A 24,638-nucleotide genomic window follows, 5' to 3' on the forward strand; every position below is an offset into this window, starting at 1 on the left:
AAAGGTAATGTTGAATGTCATTGAAAAAGAAAGCTGATGTCACGCTCCCATCTGTTGAACAGGTGGAATCAGAGCTTAATAAGATAAAATACAGGAAAAGATTCGTAAGGACTCTCATCAATACTCTTTCAGTGCTGATAGTCGTTGCAGCGGCTGCGGTCCTTGCATCTACTTTGCTTTTCCCCGTTGTTCAGGTTTCGGGAGACAGCATGAAACCTACACTGAATGACGGCGATATCCTTGTCACTGCAAAATCAAATAGCGTTTCATACGGAGACCTTTGCTGCGTTTCGTGGCAGAACAAAATGCTCCTGAAACGTGTTATCGGAAAACCCGGAGATGTCATTTCAATAGGTAATGACGGCAGTGTTTACGTTAATGATGAACTTATCGATGAACCTTATGTTATAGAGAAAAGTATGGGAAAATGTGATCTCACTTTTCCTTATGAAGTGCCTGATAACAAGTACTTCATTCTCGGAGATAACCGTTTGCTTTCTGTGGACAGCAGAAATGCAGACATAGGATGCATCGGTAAGGAACAAATAGTCGGAAAGGTCCTCTTCAGGATCTGGCCGATGAATTCAACGAAGGGAGGGACGGATTCTCAATGAAAAATAATTTTTATGAAGGAGTGAGTAAGAAGAGAAGCAGACGACGGCGCTTTACTTCGCTTGTACTGGTGCTTTCACTGTTTGTAACTTCCGGAGTTTCATGGTCGCTTCACGGCGTTGGTATTACAATGGCTAACGAGTCGGAATGCGGTCAGGAAGAACACAAACATACCGATGAGTGCTATGAAAAACAGCTTGTGTGCGGCCTTGAAGAGGATGAAAACCATATTCACAGCGATGAATGCTATGAAACCAAACTTGTCTGCGGCAAGACGGAACATGTTCATGATGAGGAATGCTATATTGATTCTGAAGGACGTGAACTGTTGAGCAATGACGACTTGGATGAGGTCGTTATCGAAGGTGCTGTTATCAATCCAAACGGCGATATAGTGATAGGCGATAATAAGGATGAGGAAAACAGTCAGGCTGAAGAAGCTGCTGTTGAAGCAGCAACCGAGTTTGCAGAATCGTCTCCTGAGAATGAGATAACTGCGACGGATATCGCTGCTGAGAATATTCAGCCAATGCTTCTTTCAGATTCTGTTGATATCCCGAGTATGTTCGCTGAGGGCGATTCAACAAGTCTTCCTCCTACTATTAATACGGTGGATAACATTGCAGAAGGTATCAAGTTCACACTGTTTGATTACGGCGACTCCAATTTGGAAGCCAAGACGAACAGCTATGAGTGGCAGTGGGTTGAGCCGGTAAAGAATGATGCAGGAGAAGTAATTGAACCGGGATACTGGACGCATCCAAAATGGTCAAGTGACAATGTGGATCGGAACGGCTGGAAAGATTACGGTATCAACAGTGGAAGAAATCCCGCAGATGATATCCTGTTCTTTGCTTATGGTACACCTGTAAGCAGATATTGTGGCGATCCTGATGTCCATAATATTAATGTACCTGTCTATGATGACGATGGTAATAAAATCGGATATCGAGTTACAGATTATTTGCCTGATAAAAACAGCTATGCAGGCGATTATAATGCCAATCCTCAGTATTCCGGAAACAGAGCTGTTCAGGGCATAGTGCAGTCTGATCTCGGAGCAGACGGTTATCCTCATATAGTAGGTTCGGATAACAGTCTCAAGTACCTCTTTTCTCCCGATACTACCGTAGACGGTGTGAATATGAGCGAATACAAGAAGGTATATAACGGAGTAAAAGATCAGGGCGTAAATCATCTGCTCAGGAAAGAGACAAGCGTAAACGGCGTAGATCATCTTATATTTAACAGTAACGAGAATTACGCTTACTTCAATAAGGATACCAATAATTTTGAAGTATACAACACCACTTTTGATATCGTCAATGACGCTCACCATAAAGCCGGTGATGTAAACAACATCAAGTTTGACACTAACGAAAATCCGATCAAATATGATAAAGACGTCAATCCCGGATTCAAGATAGGCTTCTTCCCGTTTGACGAATATGATGAGAGCAGAAAAGACCCTAACTATGACGGTAACGGTTATAATCATCATTTCGGAATGACTATGGAAGCTTCCTTTGTCAACAACAAGTTCGACAGAGTCAATGTCAAGGAGCCAATAACTTTTAAGTACAGCGGCGACGATGATATGTGGGTTTTTGTTGATGGAAAACTTGCACTTGATCTGGGCGGTATCCACGAGCCTGCAGGCGGTATGATAGACTTTTCAAACGGCCTTGTATGGACACAGGATAACGGCGCCGCAGGCGACGGAGTGCCCTTGAATGAATTAAGGGGCAGGCTTACTGATTCTGATCCTGATGCGGATAATTCACTTTATAGTTATTTTCTACAGCATTCACCCGAGCTCATCGATGGATATATAGTCTATGATGAGCATGGAAATAAGGTAGGCGAGAAAACTGCTGAAGATGCTTGGGATGAGCTTCCAAAGCCCATCAGCATAAATACTTCTCAGACGAGCAAAGATAAATGGATAGTAAAGCCCATAACGGATTATATACCGAAGTGGTATGAAAATGCCAATGGCGAACACGATATTAAAATGTTCTATCTTGAGCGAGGAGGCTGTTATTCAAACCTTGCAATGGAAATGAACCTTCCTACACTGAAGCCACTGTCGGTAACCAAGGATGTTGATTACAAGCAACACCTTGACAAGACATACGATAATACCTATTACTGGTTCCAGGTATATGAATGGGATAAGACAAATGAAACGTGGGTAATACCACAGAGCGAACATCCCGATTCTCCTTTTTATCTGAAAGACAACCGTTTCAAGATAAAGGCAGGAGAAAGAAAGAAGTTCGATGATCTCGGACAGGACAGAAAGTTCAAGGTCGTTGAAATAGGTTACGGTAACAATCCTCAGAACAACGGACCTGAAGTTGAGATGAGTTCCGAGGTATTTGAAAAGGTAACTGTCACAGATCAGAACAATGAGGAAACAACGCTTTCGATCATCGACGGTGCAGCCGAAACAGAAGGAGCTGCACTGAAGGATATGAACAGTTATAATTTCAAGAACACCATTCAGGAAGATTTTACCAATATAAACGTAAAGAAGAAATGGTCACCTAATCTTAAACCGGAAAGCTCGCTTAATGACTTTGTTGTAAAGTTCAAGATCATGCGTACCGACTCCGTTACAGGAGAGACCAAGCAGGTAGCGCTCAAGAAAGACGGCGTTAAGAAAAGAACGTTTACGATATCTTCACAGGAGTGGGACGAAGGTGTCACTATCACGAATCTTCTTTCACGCTATGGTGATCACATTTACACATACACTGTTGAAGAACTCAATGTTCCGAAGGGATACAAGGCTTCATACAGTGAAAGTACAGAAATTGTTGATGGCAAAGAAGTTAAAGTGCTTCAGGTGACCAACACAGACACAACAAAGACTGATATTTACGTCAAGAAGGAGTGGGAAAACACTTCTTCTAATGATAAGAAGGTAAAGCTTCGCCTGACACGTCAGAGAGTCGGTTATAAGGACAGCACTCCTACATGGGTAAAGGTAAATATCGTTGATGAAGCAGGTAATCTCATACAGAGCTACTCCACCGAACAGTATGACGGAGTGGATATTAAGAAATACAAGGGCGTATATGCAGGAGGAGCTGCGGAGATAAGGTGCAAACTTCCCGAGGGAGTTGAGGTCATTGATCCCGATAATCCCGTGAAGAGCCCGAGCACTCTCAGTGCAAAGTACGACGACGGATTTGTTGTTCTCGATAATCTTGCTCTGGAGAATACAGAAGATCCTGCAAGCACTGCTCCCAATGAAGTGACTATAAAGGTAACTTCAAACACGGCGAAGGATGTAAAAATGATACTGCATCATTCCTTCACACGGGGAGAAAACGGCTGGCTGCCCAACGGCAGTACCTTATCGTATACCTCTGATGCGGGAGCGTATGCTAAGCAGGATTGTCTTGAAGTAACGGACAGATACAAGGCATGGAGCGGCGCAAGACTTAATCTTGATCCGGCGCTGTTCAAGGTAAACAAGACATATACCTTCAGTGTGTATGTCAAGAGCCCGGCAGCAACGCGCTTTAAGATGACGTTCAATAACGGACTTGGTCATTTTGAGCCGATCACAGACCCGTTTGTTGACGCCCCGCGCAATGGATGGGTACAGCTTACAGGAACCATAAAGCTTCCTGCTGAGATCGACCCGTATGGTATGTACCTGCTTGTAGAGACTGTTCCCGTGGGGGATGATTATGATAATTATCCTTGTGAAGCGGATACCTTCTACATGGATGAATTCATAGCCATCGAAGGCAGAGACGGTATCAGAGTAAACAGTCCCGACAAGACAGACGAACCTGACGGTACAGTTGAGATAATTCCCGACAGAACGGTTTACAGTATTGCATTCAACGATACTATTGGTGACTGGGAGCCGAGAGCAGGCAGTGAAAAACTGACAAACGATCATAATAGCGGATTTGATTATATGGTAGTAGATAATAGAACCGCTGGCTGGCATGGTGCAAAATTGAATGTACCTTTTTTACAAAAGGGACATACATATCTTGTTGAAGCTACTGTTCAAGGAAATGGAAGTAGCAATATGAGGAATGTAGATTTAAAGCTTGATACAGTGGACCATCCCAATGGTAATGAGCAATATATTCTCATTGGTTCTGCGGCTGTAACGGATAGCAGTGCGCAGTATCCTAATTATGTAGTTAATCATATCAGTGGTTCTTTATTAGTTCCTTATTATGCTAAGCCAAATGAAATGAATATCTTCTTTGAAGCTAATCCCGCTAATAATCAGATCGATACATTTGGTTCGTTCAGAGTCCATAATATCACCATCACAGATGTCACCGAGCCGTTTATACCGCCTGCAATGGATGGCTATCATGTGGCAAACGGCAGGTATTATTCCGATAACAGCTTGTATGAATTAGAGCTTGAAAAGGCTTCGGTAACCAATCCTATGCATCTTCTTAGTGATTACACTCCTGACAGAATCAATAATGATGATCCAACTTCACCACTATGGGAAAGAGTTGTAACTCTTGATAACACTACCGGCTGGAAGTACTACTGGAATAATACGACTGATGATCGTAACCATCGTATAGATGAGGATGCACAAAACTACCTCTACAAGTACTACATCGAAGAGGTGTCTATCTACGATGAAGCAAAGGGTCAGTGGATAAATGTTACCAATGATGCAAAGCTTTTGACAGGTGAATCCAATGATACGGATAAAAGCTATCTCGTTTCCTACACAGGTAACGGTGTAGCAACAAATGATGCTGCTAATCCGATACTTATCAAAAACAAATACATATGGTACAAGCTGCCTGCAACAGGCGGAATAGGAGTAGACTTTATATATGCAATAGGTTTATTCCTTATGATCACAGGTTTAATTGGCGGTACAGCCTTAATAAGACGTGAAAGGAGGTCCGATTGATGTGGCCTTCTGATAACACATCAAAACAAAAGACGTCCGCTGACAAAAAATATATTTATAATGGAGGAAAATATTATGAGAAAAAATAGAAGAATAGCTGCTTTATTAACAGCCGGTTTATTAGCACTTACCCCTTGCGTTTCTGCTGGAATGATGTTTGCATCAGCTGCAGATGATAACTCAATCTCAATTACACCTGCAATAAAAGGAACACATAATTATGCCGCTTATCAGATTTTCAAGGGAACACTGAGTGGAACAGGTGCAGTTGATAATCCTGCTACAACAGATGTTGATGAGTCGGATCCTTATGTGCTTTCTGACATAAAGTGGGGCGATAATGCCGCTGATGATTTCCTTACAAAACTGAAGGCAGACACAGTATTTAATCTTGTTGCTCCTGCTGAAGAAGGCGGTGCTAAGACAAGCATATTTGCTGATGCAGAAAATGCAGAAGATGTTGCTAATGTTCTGGAGCAATATACCGATAACAGCGATGTAGCAATTGCGTTTGCAAAGTTTGCAGGCAATCACCTTAAGGGTGATGTTAAGGGTTCGGCTAATTCATCTCCTTATCAGATAGGTTCTCTTGCAGCAGGTTATTATCTTGTTGAGGACACAGCGACCATAACAGACGGTGAGAATGCTAATCCTCGTACTCTCAATATGCTCAGGGTAGCTGGTGCAGTGTCAATGACGACTAAGGAAGATCTTCCTACTATCGATAAGAAGATCGATGAAAAGGGTGGAATTGCTGCTAATACAGCAAGTGTTGGTGATGTAGTTCCATATATCATTACATCACATGTTCCTGATATGACGGGCTATACCAAGTACTTCTTTGAATTGAATGATACTCTTTCAAAAGGTTTAGATTATAATTCCGACAGTTTAAGTATAACGATTGGTAATAAAACATTAGTAGAAGGTACCGATTATACTATAGATACAGAAAAGGATGATTCAACTAATGTTACTTCGATTGACATTGTATTTAAGAATTTTATTCAGTATGATGATGACAATCTTGATATATTCTTCAATGAAGACGATGCAGGTACATATTATAAAGTTGATGGAAAATATACAACAACCGCACCTGATCCTCTGTCTTCTTCAGAGAAAAAGTATACTAAAGATACTGGTATAGTTGTTAAGTATACTGCAACAGTAAATGAAAATGCAGATATGACACAGACAGGTAATATCAATACCGCTCAGCTCACATATTCAAATAATCCTAATCAGGATGCAACAGGCGATCCAGGTAATCCTGATAAACCAAAGCCACCGGTAAAGGATGATCCTTCCACTCCTGATGTTGATGAGTCAGAGCCAGGCGATCCTACAGGTCAGACACCTGAGATCAAGACAGTAACATACGTTACACAGATCGACCTGACAAAGACAAAGGCTGATGGAACAACACCGCTTGCAAACGCAACCTTCACCCTTGAAGGCTACCTGAAAACAGTAGGCGTTGCATCAGGTAAGTATTATGTAGAAGATGCAAGCGGCACATTCTATCGTCTTGCTGACGGCACATACACAGAAACAGATCCTACCACTAATAGCAAAACAGCTTATGAGAGTACAAACAAGAAGTATAAGCAGGTTGAAGCATCAGCTATTCCACCAGCTTCTAAGATATCCAAGGAAGTAACAACAGGTACTGATGGAAAGATCAACTTTGCAGGACTTGGTGAAGGTACTTACACAATCACCGAGAAAGCAGCTCCTTCTGGTTTCAACATGCTTAAAAAGCCTATAACTGTTACTATCACAGCTTCAGGCGTTTCTATCACAGGTTGTGAATGGGGTTATGACTTGGTTGATGAAAATAACGCAACAATAGAAGCTGATTTTGAACAGGGCGATAAGGATGGCAATGCGTCTTATCTTCCACTGACAGTTAAGAATACCGAAGGTTCAACCCTCCCATCAACAGGTGGCGTAGGAACAAAGCTGTTCTACCTCTTCGGTGGAATGTTAGCAGTTGGTTCAGGCGTAGTTCTGGTAACAAAGAAGAGAATGTCATACGAGAAGTAAAAAACATTCATAACCACAAACCATAAACGCTAAATTGCAGCGGGAGGGGAAACTCTCCCGCTGCAAAGTCATATCCGAAACAAGGGATCATAAATGAAACGGAACATATTGAAATACCTGCTTATCTTCATATTTTTCTTAGGCATCGCACTATTGTTATATCCTGCGGTAAGCGACTATGTCAATTCGAGGCATCAGTCAACGGTGATACAGAGCTATCAGGATGCGGTGGAAAACATAGGCGACGATGAAAAGGAGCGGATGATAAAACAGGCTGAGGAATACAATAAAAGACTCGCTCAGACGGCAGGAGCATTTTATGATCCTGATCTTGTTGAAGGGTATATGGAAACGCTTGATATTACGGGAACGGGTATAATGGGTTATCTTAATATAGACAAGATAGACCTTGAACTTCCCGTATACCATACGGTCGGCAGGGATGTGCTCCAGGTAGCTGTGGGACACCTCCCAGGTACCAGTCTTCCCGTAGGCGGAAAAGGCACTCATACCGTACTTTCGGGACACAGAGGACTTCCGAGTGCAAAGCTGTTCTCGGACCTTGACAAAATGGAGATCGGTGACCGCTTTACAATAACGGTACTTTCCGAGGTCTATACATACGAGGTTGAACAGATAAAGACTGTTGAACCCTATGAGGTAGATGATCTTCAGATAGATCCCGAAAAGGACCTGTGTACGCTGTTTACCTGTACGCCTTACGGAATAAACACTCAGAGACTTTTCGTGACTGCTGTACGAGTTCCCACGGAAAAGATCGATGAGGTACGTGTTCATTACACTAATGAAGCCTACAGGGTAACACCTGCGATAGTTGCGCCGATAATGGCGGTGCCTGTTCTGCTGATACTATACATAATAATGCTGGTATCAGGAAGAAGGAGACGCAGGTCGGGAAGTAACGAACACAAGAATTGATGAACGTGGTATTTATGCCGGAAAAAAGCTCTCCGAAGCGCTTATAATGCTTCGGGGAGCCTTTTGTTTATCTTGCTTTAACTGTTATAAGAGTAACTTATGGCTTACAAATATTGAAATAGTCCGTCTGACGTGATATAATAGATGTATAGTTTTACGTAAAAACTGTTTAGGGAGGTACTAATCATGAAACGAACACTGGCACTTATATTATGTATGACCGCACTTGCTTCTTCGGGTACAGCCTATGCTGAAGACAATACAGTAAAAGCTGCAGATATCGATAAAACTGCATATGAGTACATGCTGAAGAATCCGAATTTTGACTTTGAAGCTGATACAGACGGGGACGGGATCATCAGTGAAAACGAACTTAAAGCGATGCCAAAGCTTCTTCTTGATCTTACGGGAGTAAAAGATATATCATGGCTGAAAAGAATGGATTCGCTGAATACTCTGTACCTCGAAAACGGAGATTTCACCGATCTTTCTTTCCTGACCGGGATGAGTTCGCTTAAAAGTCTGATACTATCCCGTGTACCTGTTGAAGACATAAGCTTTGTCAAGGACATGGAACTTGACGAGTTTGTCATTCAGCTTGATGATGATTATCCTCCTGAGAAGCTGTTTGATATTATCAGGTGGAAGGACTGTCAGGTGGATGAGGGATATGCTGCACTTGCGGGAGGACTTCCCGAAGGAATTATCGATTACGGATACGGCGAGAAAAATGATATCGTTTTCAAGATAGAGGATACTGAGATCGCAGATATTCTCTCAGGTACATCATCACCGTGGCGTTACGCATCTGCTCAGATATTCGGAAAGAAAGCAGGTACTACGAAGTACACAGTGGAATGCGGCGGCAAGGCAGTACATACGGGAACAATAACCGTTGCTCCTACGAAGAATACTTATGATCCTCCGCTGGAAGAACCGAAGGACATAAAAGTCTATAATGAGCTTTCAATTGTGATCGGTGACAGCATTTACAACCTCACTGAGAACGGCTGGGAGAAAAAATATGATGACGTTCTGTGCAGGACTGATCTGAGATATCTTAACCTTAAAACTCTGGCGACACCTAACGTTGATGTACTTGTTTTCAAAGACGGAAAAGTACTGATAGAGGATAAACCTGTTGAGCTCGGAATCGGAAAGATAGTGTATGCTGATAGGAGTTTCCTTGTGGACGAGAAGGGAAGTGCGTACATTCTCGAAAAGGACGAATCAGGCGAGTTCAGAACTTTCAAGGTCGGGGATAACTTCGAGTGCCCGATAAAGGGGACGGATAAGGGATATCTGGACAGATCGGGCAAGTTAGTATACGTTGACAGACAGGAAGAAAAAGGCTGGCCGACTTCCATAACATCGCCAATATCCGCTTTGAGCGATTATTTTGTGGACGATAAAAACATACTGTGGCATGTTGAACCAGGTGTTAAGGGAGCTATAGTTAAAAAGATAGCTGAAAATGTGGTATCGGTGGCATATACACATTATGACAACAAGTACTACGGTCCGCTTTATACCGATAAGGACGGTATCAGCTATACCCTTGAAAAGGGAACTGTCGCAGTACCTGACGGTATTTCTTCATCTTCCCGTACAGTACGTGTTTGCGGACTATTTATTCCTTACCAAAAAGGTCCGGTTAGTTATCAGACTGCCGGCGGTTCGGGCGGAGTAACATATGATTACATTATTTCAAATGACGATGTGATGTATATCAATAACGGCGAAAAGAAGAACTCAATAACCAACGTGGAGCGCTATATCAACTGCATTAATAACGAAAAAGGGAAAACTGTATTCTTCATGCGCAAGGACAATACGATCTGGCAGTATGATACATATACCGACGAATTTACCAAGACGGATATCACTGTTTCTGTATCAGATAAAAGGGGAGATATCAACGGTGATACTGCCCTGGACGGAAAGGACCTTGAACTTCTTGCACAGTTCATAACTCAGCCGCAGTCTACGGTCAGAGCAGAAGATATCAACGGCGACGGAAAGATAAATACATTCGATATCGTTGCCCTCAGACGCATGATCGCAGAGGCAAAATGATGTATACAAAGGAAGAGATAAGAGCGGTACGCTTTTACACAGGTGACGTCGAGGGCAGTGAACCTTTCTGGAGTGATCCGAAAGCGTATGTGGTGCTGAATTCGCTGTTTTTTGACGGGATCGGAACAGAAACAGCAAGGGCAGGTGAGGGAAAGTACCTTGATCCCGACATAATTGCGGATATTCCTCGACTTGCAGGCTTTTTCAACGCACTGTTCTCTGTATTCGGGAAGAACCGCTCCGAAACAGAAAGACATACTTTCCGTGTTGAGCGTTTTTCGGACTACTCGGTAATGAAGCAGAAAGGACACACAGTTTCTTTCACCTCCACATCCGAGGCAGGCTTTCTCAGCGAGTACCGTGACAGGACTGGTATCGCACTTATGAAGTTTATCATACCGCAGGGAACTCCATGTATACCGATGGGAGAGGTACTGAGCGAATACGTTAAATCCTCCGAGGCGGAGGTCCTTCTTCCGCCGTTTATGGAGCTTGATATTACTGAAAGTGCAGTGAGTCCCGGGAATATGTGCATAACCGACAGGAACGGCGCTCCTCCTGTAACGGAGTGCAGGGTGTTATGCGGAAAGTACCGCCGTATTACCGTGAACGAAAACAGTGATAAATACGGTGCAGAGGCAGGGATCAGGGTATTTAACGCACTGAACGAGGGCAGAGAACCTTCGGCTGAGGATATAGCCCTGTACATCGCATGGAAACGTGAATTGTTCACGGTATCAGAAAGGACAGATAATGACTAAAATAGACCTTATTACGGGTATACTCGGTTCGGGTAAGACCACATTCATACGCCGATATGCAAGACACCTTATTGACAAGGGAATGAGGATAGCTATACTCGAAAACGATTTCGGAGCGGTAAATGCTGATATGCTGATGCTTCAGGATCTGAAATGCGATAACTGTCAGCTTGCAATGATAACAGGCGGCGGTGATCCCGACTGTCACAGAAGACGTTTCAAGACTCAGCTCATATCACTGAGTATGCAGGGATTTGACCGTGTTATAGTCGAACCTTCGGGCATTTTTGATATGGACGAATTTTTTGACACCCTCCACGAACCGCCTATAGACAGCTGGTTCGAGGTAGGATGCATACTTACCGTTGCGGACGCCGAGACCGATGACATCCTAACCGATCAGATGGAGTATTTTCTTGGTTCAGAGGCGGCATGCTGCGGAAAACTTCTTCTCAGCAAGTGCAGGGAAGGGGACAGGGAGGTGGCTTCCGAGCGTATACTTGCACATATAAACCGTGCCCTTGAATTTATCCGCTGCGACAGAAGACTTTCTTCAAAGGACGTATTCTCTGCGGACTGGGAGAATATGACGGATGCGGACTACGAACTGCTGATGAATTCGGGTTATCGCAATTCGGCATACGTAAAGCAGTTCAGCTTCGAGGACATACACAGTGAAGTACACTACTTCATGAATATAAGAGTTCCTGAAAGCGAAGCGGAGAAGATGATAAACGGTATAATGGCGGATGAGCGCTGCGGAAAGATATTCCGCATAAAGGGCTCACTGCCTGCTGAGAACGGCGAGTGGCTGAGGATAAATGCCATGAAGGAAAACACCGTTATCAATCGTGTGCGAGAGGGGCAGGCAGTGCTTATAGTCATAGGCGACGATATCGACCGCAGTGCAGTTGACAGTCACATTGTTCCGCTCAATACCGACAGTGAATATATATCGATATGACATAAAAGATTGAGATCAATAATTCGGGGATCCAAAAGGCAGAGCCCTGCGATACGAAGTGCCATGCAAGAGAGGGCGTTCCCCGATGAAGCCATACTTTTTGATAAACTGAAGCCATAGCATTATGTCAATGCTATGGCTCAATTACAGTTTGCGGACTGAAAAAAATTTTTTCGGCTCACAATGAAAAAAGTCCCGGAAATGCCGATTTTTCGGGAGAAAAAATTTTTTGAAATTTTTTGTAACGAATCCTTGCTTTGTCCGTCTAACCTACAGAAGCAGGAAAGGAGGTGTGATGATTGGATAAAAAGACTGCAGAACAACTGTATGAGACCTGCTATATGAAAGTCTACTCTTATGTGATGACTCTTGCAAAGGACAAACATGCTGCTGAGGAGATAACGCAGGAGACCTTTTTCAAGGCAATGACTACTCAGCATACTTTCCGCGGCGAATCGGAATCGTATTCATGGCTTTGTGCTATCGCCAAGAACGCATTTATAGATTCAACAAGAAAGCAGTCCCGTTTACAGGAAGAACCTGATGAACCTCAGGCTGATATAGGTACCGATATCGAGCAGAGCATAACAGATCAGGATACATCATTCCGTATACATCTTCTGCTTCATTCAATGGAGGAACCATACAGGGAAGTCTTTGAACTAAGAGTGTTCGGGGAACTGTCCTTTACCCAGATAGGTGCTATTTTCGGAAAGACAGAGACCTGGGCGCGAGTCACCTATCATCGTGCCAGATTAAAGCTTAAGGAAAGGATGGATAAAAATGAAATATAATTGTGAAATGATACGTGATCTGCTTCCGCTTTACAAGGATCAGGCTTGCAGTAAAGCCAGTGCAGAAGCGGTTGAAGAGCATCTTGCAGAGTGTCCCGATTGTACGGGACTGCTGGAGGAAATGAACAGCTTCAACATCGAGGAAACAATAAAACAGGAACGAAACGACGTTATCAAAACTCAGGCGAAATACTTCAAGCGCAAGAGTGCGATCGTTGGAACAGTAATAGGTGCGGTATTTTCGCTGCCTATACTTATCTGCCTGATAGTGGACCTTGTATCGGGTTCGGGACTCAGCTGGTTCTTTATCGTGCTTGCGGCAATGCTGATACCTGCTTCGTTGATAGTAGTGCCGCTTATGGCTGAAAAAAATAAGGGACTCTGGACTATCGGCAGTTTTGCCGCAAGCCTGACCGTTCTGCTTGCCGTGTGCTGTATTTATTCTGGCGGAAGCTGGTTCTTTACCGCAGCATTTTCGGTAATTTTCGGATTAGCGCTGATATTTACTCCGTTTATCGTAAGAGCGGAGCCTGTAGCGAAACGACTCGGTAATAATAAGCTTTTCACTGTTGCTGCGGTCTATACTCTAACTTTTGTATTGATGATGTTAAGTATCGGACTTAGCTACGGTAAACCGGGATTCTTCCGTACAGCTGCAGCTTGCTCGCTGCCTGCACTGGTATACGTCTGGGGAATGTTCCTGCTGATACGTCTGCCAAAGTGGAACGGTTATCTTAAAGCAGCCTGCTGCATAGCATTCTCGGCTCTGATGTATTTCTTTTCGGATGCACCTGTGCTGATGATGCTCGGACAGGAACCAAGACTGCCGCAGTTCGGAGCAGGATTTACTTCGGCAAGCGGCATTAACGACAGCATAAGCTGGATAATATTGATATCGGGAGCAGTTATAGCAGCTGTAATGGCTGTTATAGGTGCAATTAAAAACAATTCTGGGAGGAATAACAAATGAAAATCATTAAAAAAATATCGGTGACAATCGCTTCTTGTATTATGCTCAGCAGCCTTGTAAGCTGCATGAATATCGGTTATTCAACAAATGGGGTTTACAGCAATCCTGATAAGTATACCGCAGGAGACTGCGAGATCAGTCAGACAGTGAACAATATAGACATAAACTGGACTTCGGGCAAGGTTGACGTTTACAGACAGGAGGAAAATACAGTCAGCATCGTTGAGACTGCTGCCCGTGAACTCAGTGAGTCCGAACAGGTACATACATGGCTGGATAACGGAACTCTCAGGGTTCAGTACTGCGAGTCGGGATATAACTGGAAAGGATCCGAAGCTGATAAGCACCTTGAGATAAAGATACCAAAGAACATTCAGCTTTCTTCACTTACGATCGACGGAGCTTCCTGCGGATTTGATGCCGAGGAAATAACGGCTGATACTATAAATGCGGATATGGCATCGGGTGCGGTAAAGCTCAATAACTGCTCTGCGAAAAAATTTGATGTTGATACTGCTTCCGGTACTGTCGATATCATTCAGAATGGTGAATCCGAAAGCATTAAGGTTGATACAGCGTCAGGTGCTGTAAATATAACAGCAGATCAGGTGGGAGAGATCTCAACAGATACTGCATCAGGAAAGCAGACTATGACTGTATCTTCCGCTAAAACCGTTAAAGCCGGTACTGCAAACGGAAATGTTACTCTTACTGCTGCTGAAATGCCTGAAAATGTATCGATCGACAGCGCTTCAGGTGACGTTATGATCTATGTTCCGGAAAATTCAGACTTTACAGCTAATATAGATACTGCTTCAGGTGATTTCAACACGGATATCCCTCTTACACATAAAGGGGATAAGTATATCTGCGGCTCAGGTAATAATAAGATCAATATAGATACTGCTTCGGGTGATGTTTCAATAAATAAAACAGCCTGATGTCCATGAATTGATGTTTGAGCCGGAAGGCAGATAAACATCGCGTGTTATTGCGCTTTAATGACTTGAGATCGGCTGGAACTGCTATCTACAGCATGTTTTAGCCGATTTTCAGTTGTTGTGCAGAGTTATGTAAGGAGAACAGGATATGAAAAAAGCATTGAAACTCACAGGGAAGATATTACTCGGAATACTGATAACACTTGCGGCAGCAATAATCATACTGCTTGTTGTACGGATGATCGGCAAAACGGTAAACAGCAGAACGCCAGACGGCGGCATCAACGAATCTATGTATGTCGATATAAACGGAACGAAGCAGTGGATAAACATCTACGGGCAGGACAAGGATAATCCCGTTCTGCTGTATCTGCACGGAGGGCCCGGTTCCGCAACAAGCCATCTTGACTATGCGTTCACAAGAAAGTGGAGCGACGTTTATACGGTGGTAACGTGGGATCAGAGAAACTGCGGAAAAAGCTACGACACCTCAAAGACAGATACCATAACCGCAGACATCATGATGCAGGACGGCAAGGAAATGACCGAATATCTGCTCGACTACATGGGCAAGGATAAGATTACCCTTCTGGGACATTCGTGGGGTTCGCTGTTCGGTGCAAACTTAGCTCTCGAATATCCTGAATACTACGATGCTTTTATCGGCACGGGGCAGTTCATCGACGATCAGGAGAATGAAAAGAGGCTTTACGAAGCGGCGCAGAAGTGGAGCGAGGGCGACGAAGAGGGAAAGGCACTGCTTGCAAAATGGTCTCCCGACAATGCAGATACAGTGGAGGCTCTTATGGCAAGAAACGAGATCATGGACAGATACGGCTACGGCGCGATGAAGGATGGCACAGATTATAGCGTATTCACTACGATACTGTTCAACCCGAACTATACGATCAAAGATTTTATCGGGTATGTCAAAAACAGCGAAGTATCATTCAAGCCGTATATGGATTTCTTCACAGGCGATATGGCAAAGCTGTCACTGACGGGTCAATACGATTATCAAGTACCCTACTACAATATAAACGGAGATATGGATTATCAGACAAATTACTGGCTTGCCTGTGAATACTTCGAGCAGGTGAACGCTCCCGAAAAGGAAATGTTCGTGATGAAAGATGCGACACACGGTCTGCTTGAATCCCGTTCGGAAGAATTTTCGGAGATATTACATAAAATCGCAGAAAGGCAGAAAAACTGACAATACGATAGGAGAGTACACATGAAAAAAGCATTGAAACTCACAGGGAAAATAATACTCGGACTTCTGATACTGTTATCAATATTACTTATCATAATGACGATCTACAATCAGATAATGCTGAGAAAGAACAAAGACCTTTACGAAACACCCCTCGGACAGCTTGTGGAGGTGGACGGTCACAATATGAGCATATACACCGAGGGCGAAGGAAAACACACCATCGTGTTCATGTCGGGCTGGGGTACTTCCTCTCCTATACTTGACTTCAAACCTCTTTACAGCAGGCTGAGTGATGAAAATAAAATTGCCGTTGTGGAGAAATTCGGTTATGGATTCAGCGATATCGTTGAGGGCGAGCGAGATTTTGATACCATACTCCGCCAGGACAGAGAGGCTCTGCAAAAGGCGGGGATAGAAGGTCCCTACGTGCTGTGCGCACACTCTTTCTCCGGATATGAAGCTACTCTTTGGGCACAGAAATACCCCAACGAGGTAGAGGCTATATTCGGACTGGATATGTGTACAGCGAACTGCAAAAGCGAGGAGCTTTACAAAAAAGAGCAGAGTCTTATGAAGCTTGCTATCGGGATAAATAAATTTGAAAAAGCAACGGGACTTTTACGTTTGGGAAGTCTCGACCAATCCGGGACGCTGACAGAGGAAGAAAATAATATATTCACCGAGATGACCTGTCACAATCTGCTTAACGAAACGATCATGAACGAAGGCAAACAGGATATCGAGAGGGCGGTAAATGCAGAGATAAACGGTTCTGCGCTGCCGACTGTACCAATGATACTGTACCTTTCTCCCGACAGCACACAAGCCGATGAAAGCTGGGAAAAGGGCGCACAGGCAATGGTGGATGCTTCCTCAGACGGAAAGCTCATAAAGCTCGACTGCGGTCACTATGTTCATGACTTCGAGTATGAACGCATAAGCAAGGATATGAAGGGATTCATCGAGGGACTTGACTGAAAAATGATCATCTGTAAAAGAAGCTGATCGTATGTGAACATAAAGGGATGAAAAATGAAAAACAAACCGTTTAAATCGATGAAGACTTCGTTGGGGAATATGACGAGAAAAAGTTTTTCATTTCAATAAAGATTATTCTAAAGTCCGCCATAGTTAACTTACGTTAGATACTATGGCGGTACTTTATTGCATGAGTTACGACTGATAAAAGTGATTGATAACAATTTATTTCGTTATTCAACGAGCAAATATGTCTTGTTTTTACGAAATATAGTTAAAACAAAAAAATAACTCCGTTTCTCTTGACAGATACTCCTTTATATGATATAATAATTAAGTCGTATGACGAATGTATATCGCGGTGTGGAGCAGCTAGGTAGCTCGTCGGGCTCATAACCCGAAGGTCGTTGGTTCAAATCCAGCCGCCGCAACCAAATTGAAAAGTGCTATGCAATTGTTTTGGGAAATGGCAGTAAAAACCCGCAACTTTTGCATAGCACTTTCATACAATAACTACTCAGAATACAATAGTTTGTGTGCTGGGTACTTACTATATTAAGAAAAACAATTGACATTAGGATTGTTTCGTGCTATAATAATTTTATGCATGAACATGTTTAAGGTTCAGAGGTCTATGATAAAGCAGTTAATAAGCTGCACAATAAGTACAGCTTATTGTTCAACTACTTTAAATCTGAATTGATAACTCTTGTTTGTACTCGGTAAGCGTTTACGCTATTTCACATCACGCTTCCGCATTACTCATAACTTCGTGGCTTGTGAGATCAGGTTGATATTTGTATCAACGAGACTGCTGCCTTATCCTGACAAACACAGGAATTGATTCAGTTATCTGAACAGGCTCACATTAACGGCTCACTCCCCCGGTTCGTCCTCTCTCCGAATGGTTACGGATTTGAAGAAATCGAACAAGAGTAAGCATGAGTAAATTCGCTTCAAATCTTGGTATTCAGTTATCAAGATTCTATACTACAAAAAACAAACCTTTCAGACGATGCGGACACATTCCTGAAAGGCTTGACAATACTATATTAAACGTGATATAATAATACACGCAAAATAGTCATCTTGCTAAGTCATTCAGATGCTCACTACATCTGTCTGATTACGGGGAGTGTCGGGATTGCCGTCCTTACGCTCCCTGCGAGGTGATTTTTTATTAAGTATGTAACCATTATATCACAAATAAATGTGATTGTCAATAGGTTTATATACTAATATATGAAAAAATAATATCTCTATTTTTTGAGTTGAATTCAAATTATTTCCGATCTTTTCATCCTGAAAATTCAGCTTAGAAACGTTTGATCGTTGATACAAATATCAACGCTGTTCCTAATTTAACACTATAAAAATAGCTTGCTTTCGGCAAGCTATTTTTTATGCCTCTTCAATGTCTATAATGCTATTTAGTTTTTCTCTTAAATCCGGAAAATCCATAACAACGGTATTGTATACATCCTCCATTCTAAGAGTCTGATACTTATGTGCTGCAATGTCCCTCATCCCAGCAATAGCCTTCCAAGGAATTTGATTGTAAGATAGTCTTGTTTCCTCAGTAATGTTTTTCACAAGTTCACCTATATTAATAACCGTCATTCCGACAGCTCTTTTCAGCTTTTCGTCAACAAGAAAGCTGTCTAAATCCGCATTGCCCAGCATTTCAAATGCAATATCTATTTCTGAAAGTATTTTCTTCAGAATAATCAGATCTCTACGCTGCATATATCTCTATCTCCTTATCTATGTCCAAAAGGTCAGTGCTTTGGATCGGTCCGTGTATAACGTCGACATTCTTGTTCAGGAGATTTTCTAAAAACTGTGTGACTTTAGCTAAAGTGATTAGCGTAACAGGCTTACTAAACTCTACTATTAAATCGATATCGCTTTTCTCGGTAGCAGTCCCGTTAGCCTGTGAGCCGAAAAGAATAACTCGTTTAATAGGAAACTCTTCCGCAGCTTTCTGTACAGCTAATTTAATTTCATCGAGATTCATAGTATTTCCTCCTTTTGGGATCTATAGTTGATATTTGTATCAACGAACTATTTTGAAAAAAGAAAATTACTCGCATTTAGCTCTGAGTTCCTGATTCTCCCTTTTCAGCTCGTCTATCTCATTTTGTTTTTTCTTCAAAAGTTGAACAAGCTGTTCTTGATTCTGCTTAAGGAACTCCTGATCTGAGTCAGTAAGATTATTTTCTGCTGATATTTTTTCAATATCAGAGCGATTATCTAATTCCTGAACTACTTCTCTGCCCATGATGTAATCAAGGGATACGTTATAATAATCCGCAAGTTTAGTAAGAACAGAGAGTCCTATTTTCCTTCTGCCATTCTCCAAATCAGATAGGTTCGTTTTATGAATATCTAATTTCTCAGAAAGTTCTCCAAGAGTTAATCCGTTCTCAGTTCTAAGTTTCTTTAAAATATCATTGGTTTCCAATTATGAGTTCATCTCCATTCTAATAAATGGTATTATTCTATTTAATTGTACCATGTATTTTCTTATAATTCAATATTTTTTTTGAATTTTGTAATTATCTACAGATTTTGCTTTTTTGAGTATTTGCGTAATTGATAAGAATAACAAAAAACTCATTTTTGAGCATTATTTTTTTAATTTTTATTGACACATACTCAAATTTGAGTATAATATAAAATATCAACTTCCATGAAAGGGTGGTAATAAACATGGCAGAATTAAAATACATCACACTATTTCTTGACAGGCAGAAGGAATTCAATATGCTGTCTGATGAACAGGCAGGAAAGCTTATAAAAGGCATTTTTGAATACAGCGCAACAGGGGAAGAGCTGAATTCCGATGATCTTACTGTCAATGTACTTTTCAGCGTTATCAAGGCACAACTTGATGAAGTGGCTAACAAGTATGACGAGAAATGCAGGAAGAACAAAGAAATAGCCACTACTCGTGAACGGAAAAAACGTGAAGCCAAAAACACGAACGTTGACGAACGTGCTTTTGATACCACGAACGTGAACGAGCGTGATTATTCAAGCACCAGAAGCACCAATACAAAGACAAAGACTAATACAAAAACAAATACAAAGACAAATAATGCTGGCGCATTAATATACGGCGAATACTCACACGTCACACTCACAGATGAAGAATACAATTCTTTGCTCGCTGACTATGGCAAAAAAACAACTACAGACTACATAGAACGTGTTGATGAATACTGCGAACGCACAGGAAAGAATTATAGCAACTGCTATCTTACTATCAGGGAATGGCTCAGAAAAGACGGAATCAAGGCTGATGATACATGGAAGTATGAATTCGTCATTAATCAGTTTCCTGATGTTGTGTAAGGTTCCTGATGTTGTGTAAGGAGGGGAGCTGCCTATGGATGAATATATCTTCTTTGCTGTATTTTGGAGTTGCTTCGCATTTCTTGTGTGGAAACACTATAAGCGCAAACAGAAGCATCTATCACCACGTCAGATCATACAGTATCTTGACAGCATCGATGATCTTTATGATACGGCACAGAAATACAGAACTATAGAGAACATGATCATTGATCTCAATAACACTGACTGTCGGCATCTGAAGAATGTCACCATTGACGTTCCAACACTGTATGACGGAAAGGGAAGTAAGTATGACTTTCTGTGCAACGGAAAGAACGTCAGCACCAAGCAGCTGAAAGTCATTGCTGAGAACGAACGAGAGCAACTCCTTATTGACCTGTTCGAGAAGTCAGAGCAGTTGCATAAGAGACACGTTACTGCTGTCACTCTTAGACGTTGGGGAGAGCTTCCGTATGATTCAGACGATGATGAATCAGAGGAAACTGTTACAGAATAACAGGGGAGTTGCCCTCCCCTTGATGTACCTCTCTCCCCTGCCGGGAAGAAAAAAGCCTTCTCTGTATACCAACGTAACGCAAACGTAACGCAAAGGTTGAAGAAGAACCTTTGCGTTACATAACGGAAAGGATGATTTGTATGATTAAAAACAACAGGAAATCCGCTGACCACTTCTGCATTATCTGCGGTCAATGGATTGGCAATCATGACACAGGAGCGACACCTTACGGAAAGAAAAGTTACTATAGCATTATCAGAGCAAAGTATTGTGATGAGTGTAGACCTATGATAATCGATCAGCAAATGAACATCAGATTGCATAATCTTAGACAACGGCAGAAGTATGAAAGAAGAGAATTGAAAGAAAAATTATCTCTCACACAGGAAGAAAACGAGCTTCTCCGCAAGAGAGTAATGCAGCTTAACGCTCTGGTTTATGGTTCAAAAGATTGACACCGTTCTGTTTTGCTGCTATAATAATAGTATTCCATAGAGACATATACACCACCTTCATAAAAAGCTCCCTGACAGATTTAATCTGAAAGGGAGCCTGTTTCTACGTTGATACAAATATCAACTATGGTTATTGTTCAATTGAGAAATATTCACTTAACGAAGTGATAGGAACTTTATTTGTACTATTATATGCATATATACTCAATATAATGGAAGCGTCTGATGCATCGACTTTTCCATCGCTGTTCGCATCAAGTCTGTCTATATCATCCAGTATAGAACTTGGTTCAGCTTTTAAGCGTTCCAATTCTTCTGTAAGTTCACGATTTTTTTGTTCAAGCTCAGCAATATATTTTTCTTGTTCAGTTAATTGAGGCGTTGCAACGATATGAGAAGAAAGAATATCAGGTGAAACAGTAATATCATGTCCGAGGAATCTGATATTATAAGTATCAAGCGGATCAACATTTGGAGTAAAAACGACCATAGATTTTTCACCAACAGCCATTTGGGGGAGCGCTCCTTCATAACCATAATGCAACAGACATGAACTTACTCGACTTCCCAATTCCGAATAGAAATAATATCTTTCGTTATTGCTGAATCCAGTCTTATGAAAATTACTTAGGCACTCGTACACACCATAACTTTTAGGATTAGAGCTAATATCCTGGTGTTGCCAAAAAGAATAATCTTCAATAGGATCTTGTATTTTATTTTCATAGCTCTCTTTTGATATAGCATACTCTTTATTTTTCCCATTTGTTGAATAATAAGCATTCTGATTTTTAAACGCATATTCCCTTGAATTTTCACTTACTGGCACAGAATTAATTATTATAGCGCGATGACTAACAGTTGCAAATCCATCCCACTCATGTGTATTCCAAAAATAACATTTTACGGTACCGTCATTATAGATATCAGCCTGACAGTCAATATATGGATATAATGTATCAATATCATCATCAATATAATATGAAGTTGTCCACGTTTCTGTCTTTACAATTTCAGGTTCTATAACAGCTGCATCTGAAAAAGAAAAATTAATTCCCATAGTTACGAATAATGCTGATAAAACAGCGGATATAACTTTTTTGTTTTTCATGATAATACCTCCTTGCGTTGATACAAGTATCAACGGCTTTATTTTATAAATAATTTGAAGTCCATATCTCCACCTGTAGAGAGGTACGAATAGTACTGAAGAATCAGAGTAGCATCAGAAGCATCTATCTTTCCGTCGCCGTTTACGTCTGCGGCTTTCTGCTGACTCTCTGTCAGCTGCATCTTTTCACCCGTTGACAGCAGCGAGTAGTTGACAAGGACAAGTGTAGCATCGTTTGCGTCTATTTTGCCGTCGCTGTTAAGGTCGCCTGACTCTGTTACGGTATTTGTGGGAGCTGCGCCGAGGGACTCGAATTTATAGTTGTATTTCTCTGCATAGGCTTGCGCTGTGGAGTTGTCATAGCCTTTTATTATGCCTGTAAACATCTCATTTTTATTTTCATCAATGTAATTAGTTATTGTATATGCATAATCAGCTATTTCACATTCAGGATTCAGTATGGTTATTGATTCAAGGGAAGAACAATGTAAAAACGCGAGTGTTCCGATGTTTGTAACTGAACTTGGAAGAGTTATTGATTCAAGAGATTCGCAACTAGAAAACGCATAATTTGCAATTCTTGCAACAGAATCGGGAATTAATATATCACCAGAGCATTTTTTTCCGTCGATAAGAATACCATTAACAGCAAACAGAGGCGTTTTATCAGTGTTCTCTTTAAGCCATTTTGTTCTATAAAATGGATTATCGCCAATGCTTGTAACAGAATTTGGGATAGTTACTGATTCAAGAGATTCACAATCGCTAAATGCAATACTACCGATATGTGTAACAGAATCAGAGATTGTGACTGATTCAAGAGTGGAATTGTCAAGAAATGTGCAGTCGGAGAATACCCAAAATCTTGGATAGGCAGGAGTCAGGCGGCGTGATGAGCCAGCCCAGTTGAAGTTCTTAGTGCCACAGGTGGGAGGCCGCCCTCGTTGAAGCTGTTGATCCTCTGGGTGTTGTAATAACCGAAGATGTATCGAAATATGACAGTTTTGACTTCTTCACGTTTCATTCTGTAGGTCGGGATCTGATACAGCTTTTCTTTTTTCAGCGTGGCAAAGAAGCTCTCCATACGAGCGTTGTCATAGCAGTGAGCAGTACCGCTGAGGCTTTGGATGAGCCCATTTGTTACAAGTTCCCTGCGAAAAGCGTAGCTTGTGTACTGGCAGCCACGGTCGCTGTGAAGAACAGTTCCTTCGAGTCTGCCGTACTTTTCACGCAGCTGTTTTACGGTGCCTATGCAAAGTTCCTTCTTCATGTTATCACGCATTTCAAGAGCAATGATCTCACCGTTGAAGCAGTCGAGAATCGGTGAAACATAGAGCTTTCCGTCAGCGCACTGGACCTCGGTAATATCAGTCAACAGTTTTTTCAGCGGTTTGTCTGCAGTGAAGTTTCTTTTGATCAGATTCTCTCTGTCCTGAGTTTCAGTATCAGCTTTTGTGATACCGTGAGGTCTGCGATGTCTGTGGATAAGCCCGACTTCGCTCATAGTCCGGTATACTGTTCTGAGACTGACATGAGTGCCTTTCTGTGCAAGAGCTGACTGCATCCTTCTGACTCCGTAATTCTTATTGTCAGGATGCTCTGAAAGAATTTCCTGTATTTTGACCAGAAGAAGCTGCCTTGCACCTATCTTGCCCTGATTCCTGAGCCAGCGATAATAGCCTGATTCGCTGATTTTCAGAAATCTGCATATTGCTTTCGCTCCGTACTTGCTACGGAACTCATTGACGAACAGGTGACGTTCGCTTGTCTTTACTTCTTCCGGTCTTTTGCGAAAAAACCGAGTGCGTCCTTGAGAATATCATTTGCTTTGCGAAGCTCGGCATTTTCGCGCTCAAGCTCAAGATTACGCTGCTTAAGCTCTTCGTCGGTCATCTGATACTTCTTAGCTTTGGCAGCGGCATTTCGCTTTGTACGCCAATCAGACAGTGTGTAATACTGGATACCTAACTGCTGAGCAGCCTTTTTCAGTCC

At 42.0% G+C, this 24,638-nt stretch carries 22 protein-coding genes, 1 tRNA gene and 1 pseudogene; 16 read left to right on the top strand and 8 right to left on the bottom strand.

Translation table 11 applies throughout. From position 1 onward, the window contains the following. The first annotated feature begins 14 nt into the window (after positions 1-14). The 13 genes from lepB (at position 15) to BT127_RS09935 (ending at position 17,658) form a co-directional block, all read left to right on the top strand. On the top strand, positions 15-614 hold the full coding sequence (gene lepB / locus BT127_RS09875) for a signal peptidase I (RefSeq protein ID WP_075424840.1): 600 nt from the start codon (positions 15-17) through the stop codon (positions 612-614). Then, the gene (locus tag BT127_RS09880) at positions 611-5,533 is read left to right on the top strand and encodes a carbohydrate binding domain-containing protein (protein WP_075424841.1); all 4,923 of its coding nucleotides are present in this window, start codon (positions 611-613) and stop codon (positions 5,531-5,533) included. Before lepB ends, BT127_RS09880 begins: the two co-directional genes overlap by 4 nt. A 75-nt stretch (positions 5,534-5,608) precedes the next feature. Next, on the top strand, positions 5,609-7,582 hold the full coding sequence (locus tag BT127_RS09885) for an isopeptide-forming domain-containing fimbrial protein (RefSeq protein WP_075424842.1): 1,974 nt from the start codon (positions 5,609-5,611) through the stop codon (positions 7,580-7,582). Positions 7,583-7,675: 93 nt separating this feature from the next. Beyond that, the gene (locus BT127_RS09890; protein WP_075424843.1) at positions 7,676-8,521 is read left to right on the top strand and encodes a class C sortase; all 846 of its coding nucleotides are present in this window, start codon (positions 7,676-7,678) and stop codon (positions 8,519-8,521) included. A gap of 186 nt (positions 8,522-8,707) precedes the next feature. Continuing rightward, positions 8,708-10,597: a dockerin type I repeat-containing protein gene (locus BT127_RS09895; RefSeq protein WP_075424844.1), complete on the top strand. Its 1,890-nt coding sequence runs from the start codon at positions 8,708-8,710 to the stop codon at positions 10,595-10,597. After that, positions 10,594-11,358: a hypothetical protein gene (locus BT127_RS09900; RefSeq protein WP_139275489.1), complete on the top strand. Its 765-nt coding sequence runs from the start codon at positions 10,594-10,596 to the stop codon at positions 11,356-11,358. The genes BT127_RS09895 and BT127_RS09900 overlap by 4 nt, the downstream gene beginning before the upstream one ends. Continuing rightward, the gene (locus BT127_RS09905) at positions 11,351-12,322 is read left to right on the top strand and encodes a GTP-binding protein (RefSeq protein WP_075424846.1); all 972 of its coding nucleotides are present in this window, start codon (positions 11,351-11,353) and stop codon (positions 12,320-12,322) included. Before BT127_RS09900 ends, BT127_RS09905 begins: the two co-directional genes overlap by 8 nt. 299 nt (positions 12,323-12,621) lie before the next feature. Continuing rightward, positions 12,622-13,116: an RNA polymerase sigma factor gene (locus BT127_RS09910; protein ID WP_075424847.1), complete on the top strand. Its 495-nt coding sequence runs from the start codon at positions 12,622-12,624 to the stop codon at positions 13,114-13,116. After that, positions 13,106-14,086, top strand: a complete 981-nt coding sequence (locus BT127_RS09915; RefSeq protein ID WP_075424848.1) for a zf-HC2 domain-containing protein — start codon at positions 13,106-13,108, stop codon at positions 14,084-14,086. Before BT127_RS09910 ends, BT127_RS09915 begins: the two co-directional genes overlap by 11 nt. Continuing rightward, positions 14,083-15,027, top strand: a complete 945-nt coding sequence (locus BT127_RS09920; protein ID WP_075424849.1) for a DUF4097 family beta strand repeat-containing protein — start codon at positions 14,083-14,085, stop codon at positions 15,025-15,027. Before BT127_RS09915 ends, BT127_RS09920 begins: the two co-directional genes overlap by 4 nt. 148 nt (positions 15,028-15,175) lie before the next feature. Continuing rightward, complete coding sequence (locus BT127_RS09925; RefSeq protein WP_075424850.1) at positions 15,176-16,243, top strand: alpha/beta fold hydrolase; 1,068 nt, start codon at positions 15,176-15,178, stop codon at positions 16,241-16,243. Positions 16,244-16,264: 21 nt separating this feature from the next. Continuing rightward, positions 16,265-17,224 (top strand): alpha/beta fold hydrolase, encoded by a 960-nt coding sequence (locus BT127_RS09930; protein ID WP_082334989.1) that lies wholly within the window; start codon positions 16,265-16,267, stop codon positions 17,222-17,224. Positions 17,225-17,581: 357 nt separating this feature from the next. After that, positions 17,582-17,658, top strand: a tRNA-Met gene (locus BT127_RS09935). 967 nt (positions 17,659-18,625) lie between these two features. Here the strand turns inward: BT127_RS09935 and BT127_RS09940 are convergent. The 3 genes from BT127_RS09940 to BT127_RS09950 all read right to left on the bottom strand — a co-directional run bounded on the left by BT127_RS09940 (position 18,626) and on the right by BT127_RS09950 (position 19,688). Continuing rightward, positions 18,626-18,970, bottom strand: coding sequence for a HepT-like ribonuclease domain-containing protein (locus BT127_RS09940; protein ID WP_075424851.1), 345 nt, complete (start codon positions 18,968-18,970; stop codon positions 18,626-18,628). Then, a complete protein-coding gene (locus tag BT127_RS09945; protein ID WP_075424852.1) occupies positions 18,960-19,241 on the bottom strand; it encodes a nucleotidyltransferase family protein in 282 nt (93 codons plus the stop codon). The genes BT127_RS09940 and BT127_RS09945 overlap by 11 nt, the downstream gene beginning before the upstream one ends. Before the next feature lie 66 nt (positions 19,242-19,307). Then, positions 19,308-19,688 (bottom strand): helix-turn-helix domain-containing protein, encoded by a 381-nt coding sequence (locus tag BT127_RS09950; protein WP_075424853.1) that lies wholly within the window; start codon positions 19,686-19,688, stop codon positions 19,308-19,310. 248 nt (positions 19,689-19,936) lie between these two features. Between BT127_RS09950 and BT127_RS09955 the strand changes: the two genes are divergently transcribed. The 3 genes from BT127_RS09955 to BT127_RS09965 all read left to right on the top strand — a co-directional run bounded on the left by BT127_RS09955 (position 19,937) and on the right by BT127_RS09965 (position 21,535). Beyond that, positions 19,937-20,581 carry a DUF6291 domain-containing protein gene (locus BT127_RS09955; protein WP_075424854.1) on the top strand — a complete coding sequence of 215 codons (645 nt, stop codon included), beginning with the start codon at positions 19,937-19,939 and terminating at the stop codon, positions 20,579-20,581. Between the two features lie 34 nt (positions 20,582-20,615). Continuing rightward, positions 20,616-21,080, top strand: a complete 465-nt coding sequence (locus BT127_RS09960) for a hypothetical protein (RefSeq protein WP_075424855.1) — start codon at positions 20,616-20,618, stop codon at positions 21,078-21,080. A 140-nt stretch (positions 21,081-21,220) separates the two neighbouring features. Further along, positions 21,221-21,535, top strand: coding sequence for a hypothetical protein (locus BT127_RS09965; protein ID WP_075424856.1), 315 nt, complete (start codon positions 21,221-21,223; stop codon positions 21,533-21,535). Positions 21,536-21,665: 130 nt separating this feature from the next. On the opposite strand, the gene BT127_RS09970 is transcribed toward BT127_RS09965, so the two are convergent. From BT127_RS09970 to BT127_RS09995, 5 genes and pseudogenes are all read right to left on the bottom strand, one after another. Then, positions 21,666-22,646 (bottom strand): hypothetical protein, encoded by a 981-nt coding sequence (locus BT127_RS09970; RefSeq protein WP_075424857.1) that lies wholly within the window; start codon positions 22,644-22,646, stop codon positions 21,666-21,668. 38 nt (positions 22,647-22,684) lie between these two features. Further along, a complete protein-coding gene (locus BT127_RS16490) occupies positions 22,685-23,032 on the bottom strand; it encodes a dockerin type I domain-containing protein (RefSeq protein ID WP_075424858.1) in 348 nt (115 codons plus the stop codon). Between the two features lie 30 nt (positions 23,033-23,062). Then, positions 23,063-23,641 (bottom strand): annotated as a pseudogene (locus tag BT127_RS17355) (leucine-rich repeat domain-containing protein); the annotation flags it as partial. After that, positions 23,527-24,399, bottom strand: a complete 873-nt coding sequence (locus tag BT127_RS09990) for an IS3 family transposase (protein WP_139275449.1) — start codon at positions 24,397-24,399, stop codon at positions 23,527-23,529. The pseudogene BT127_RS17355 and the gene BT127_RS09990, both read right to left, overlap by 115 nt. 17 nt (positions 24,400-24,416) lie before the next feature. Further along, on the bottom strand, positions 24,417-24,638 hold a 222-nt coding region (locus BT127_RS09995; protein ID WP_075424229.1), incomplete at its 5' end, for a transposase.

The organism is Ruminococcus sp. XPD3002 (assembly GCA_900119535.1).
GTDB classification, from domain to species: domain Bacteria; phylum Bacillota; class Clostridia; order Oscillospirales; family Ruminococcaceae; genus Ruminococcus; species Ruminococcus flavefaciens_H.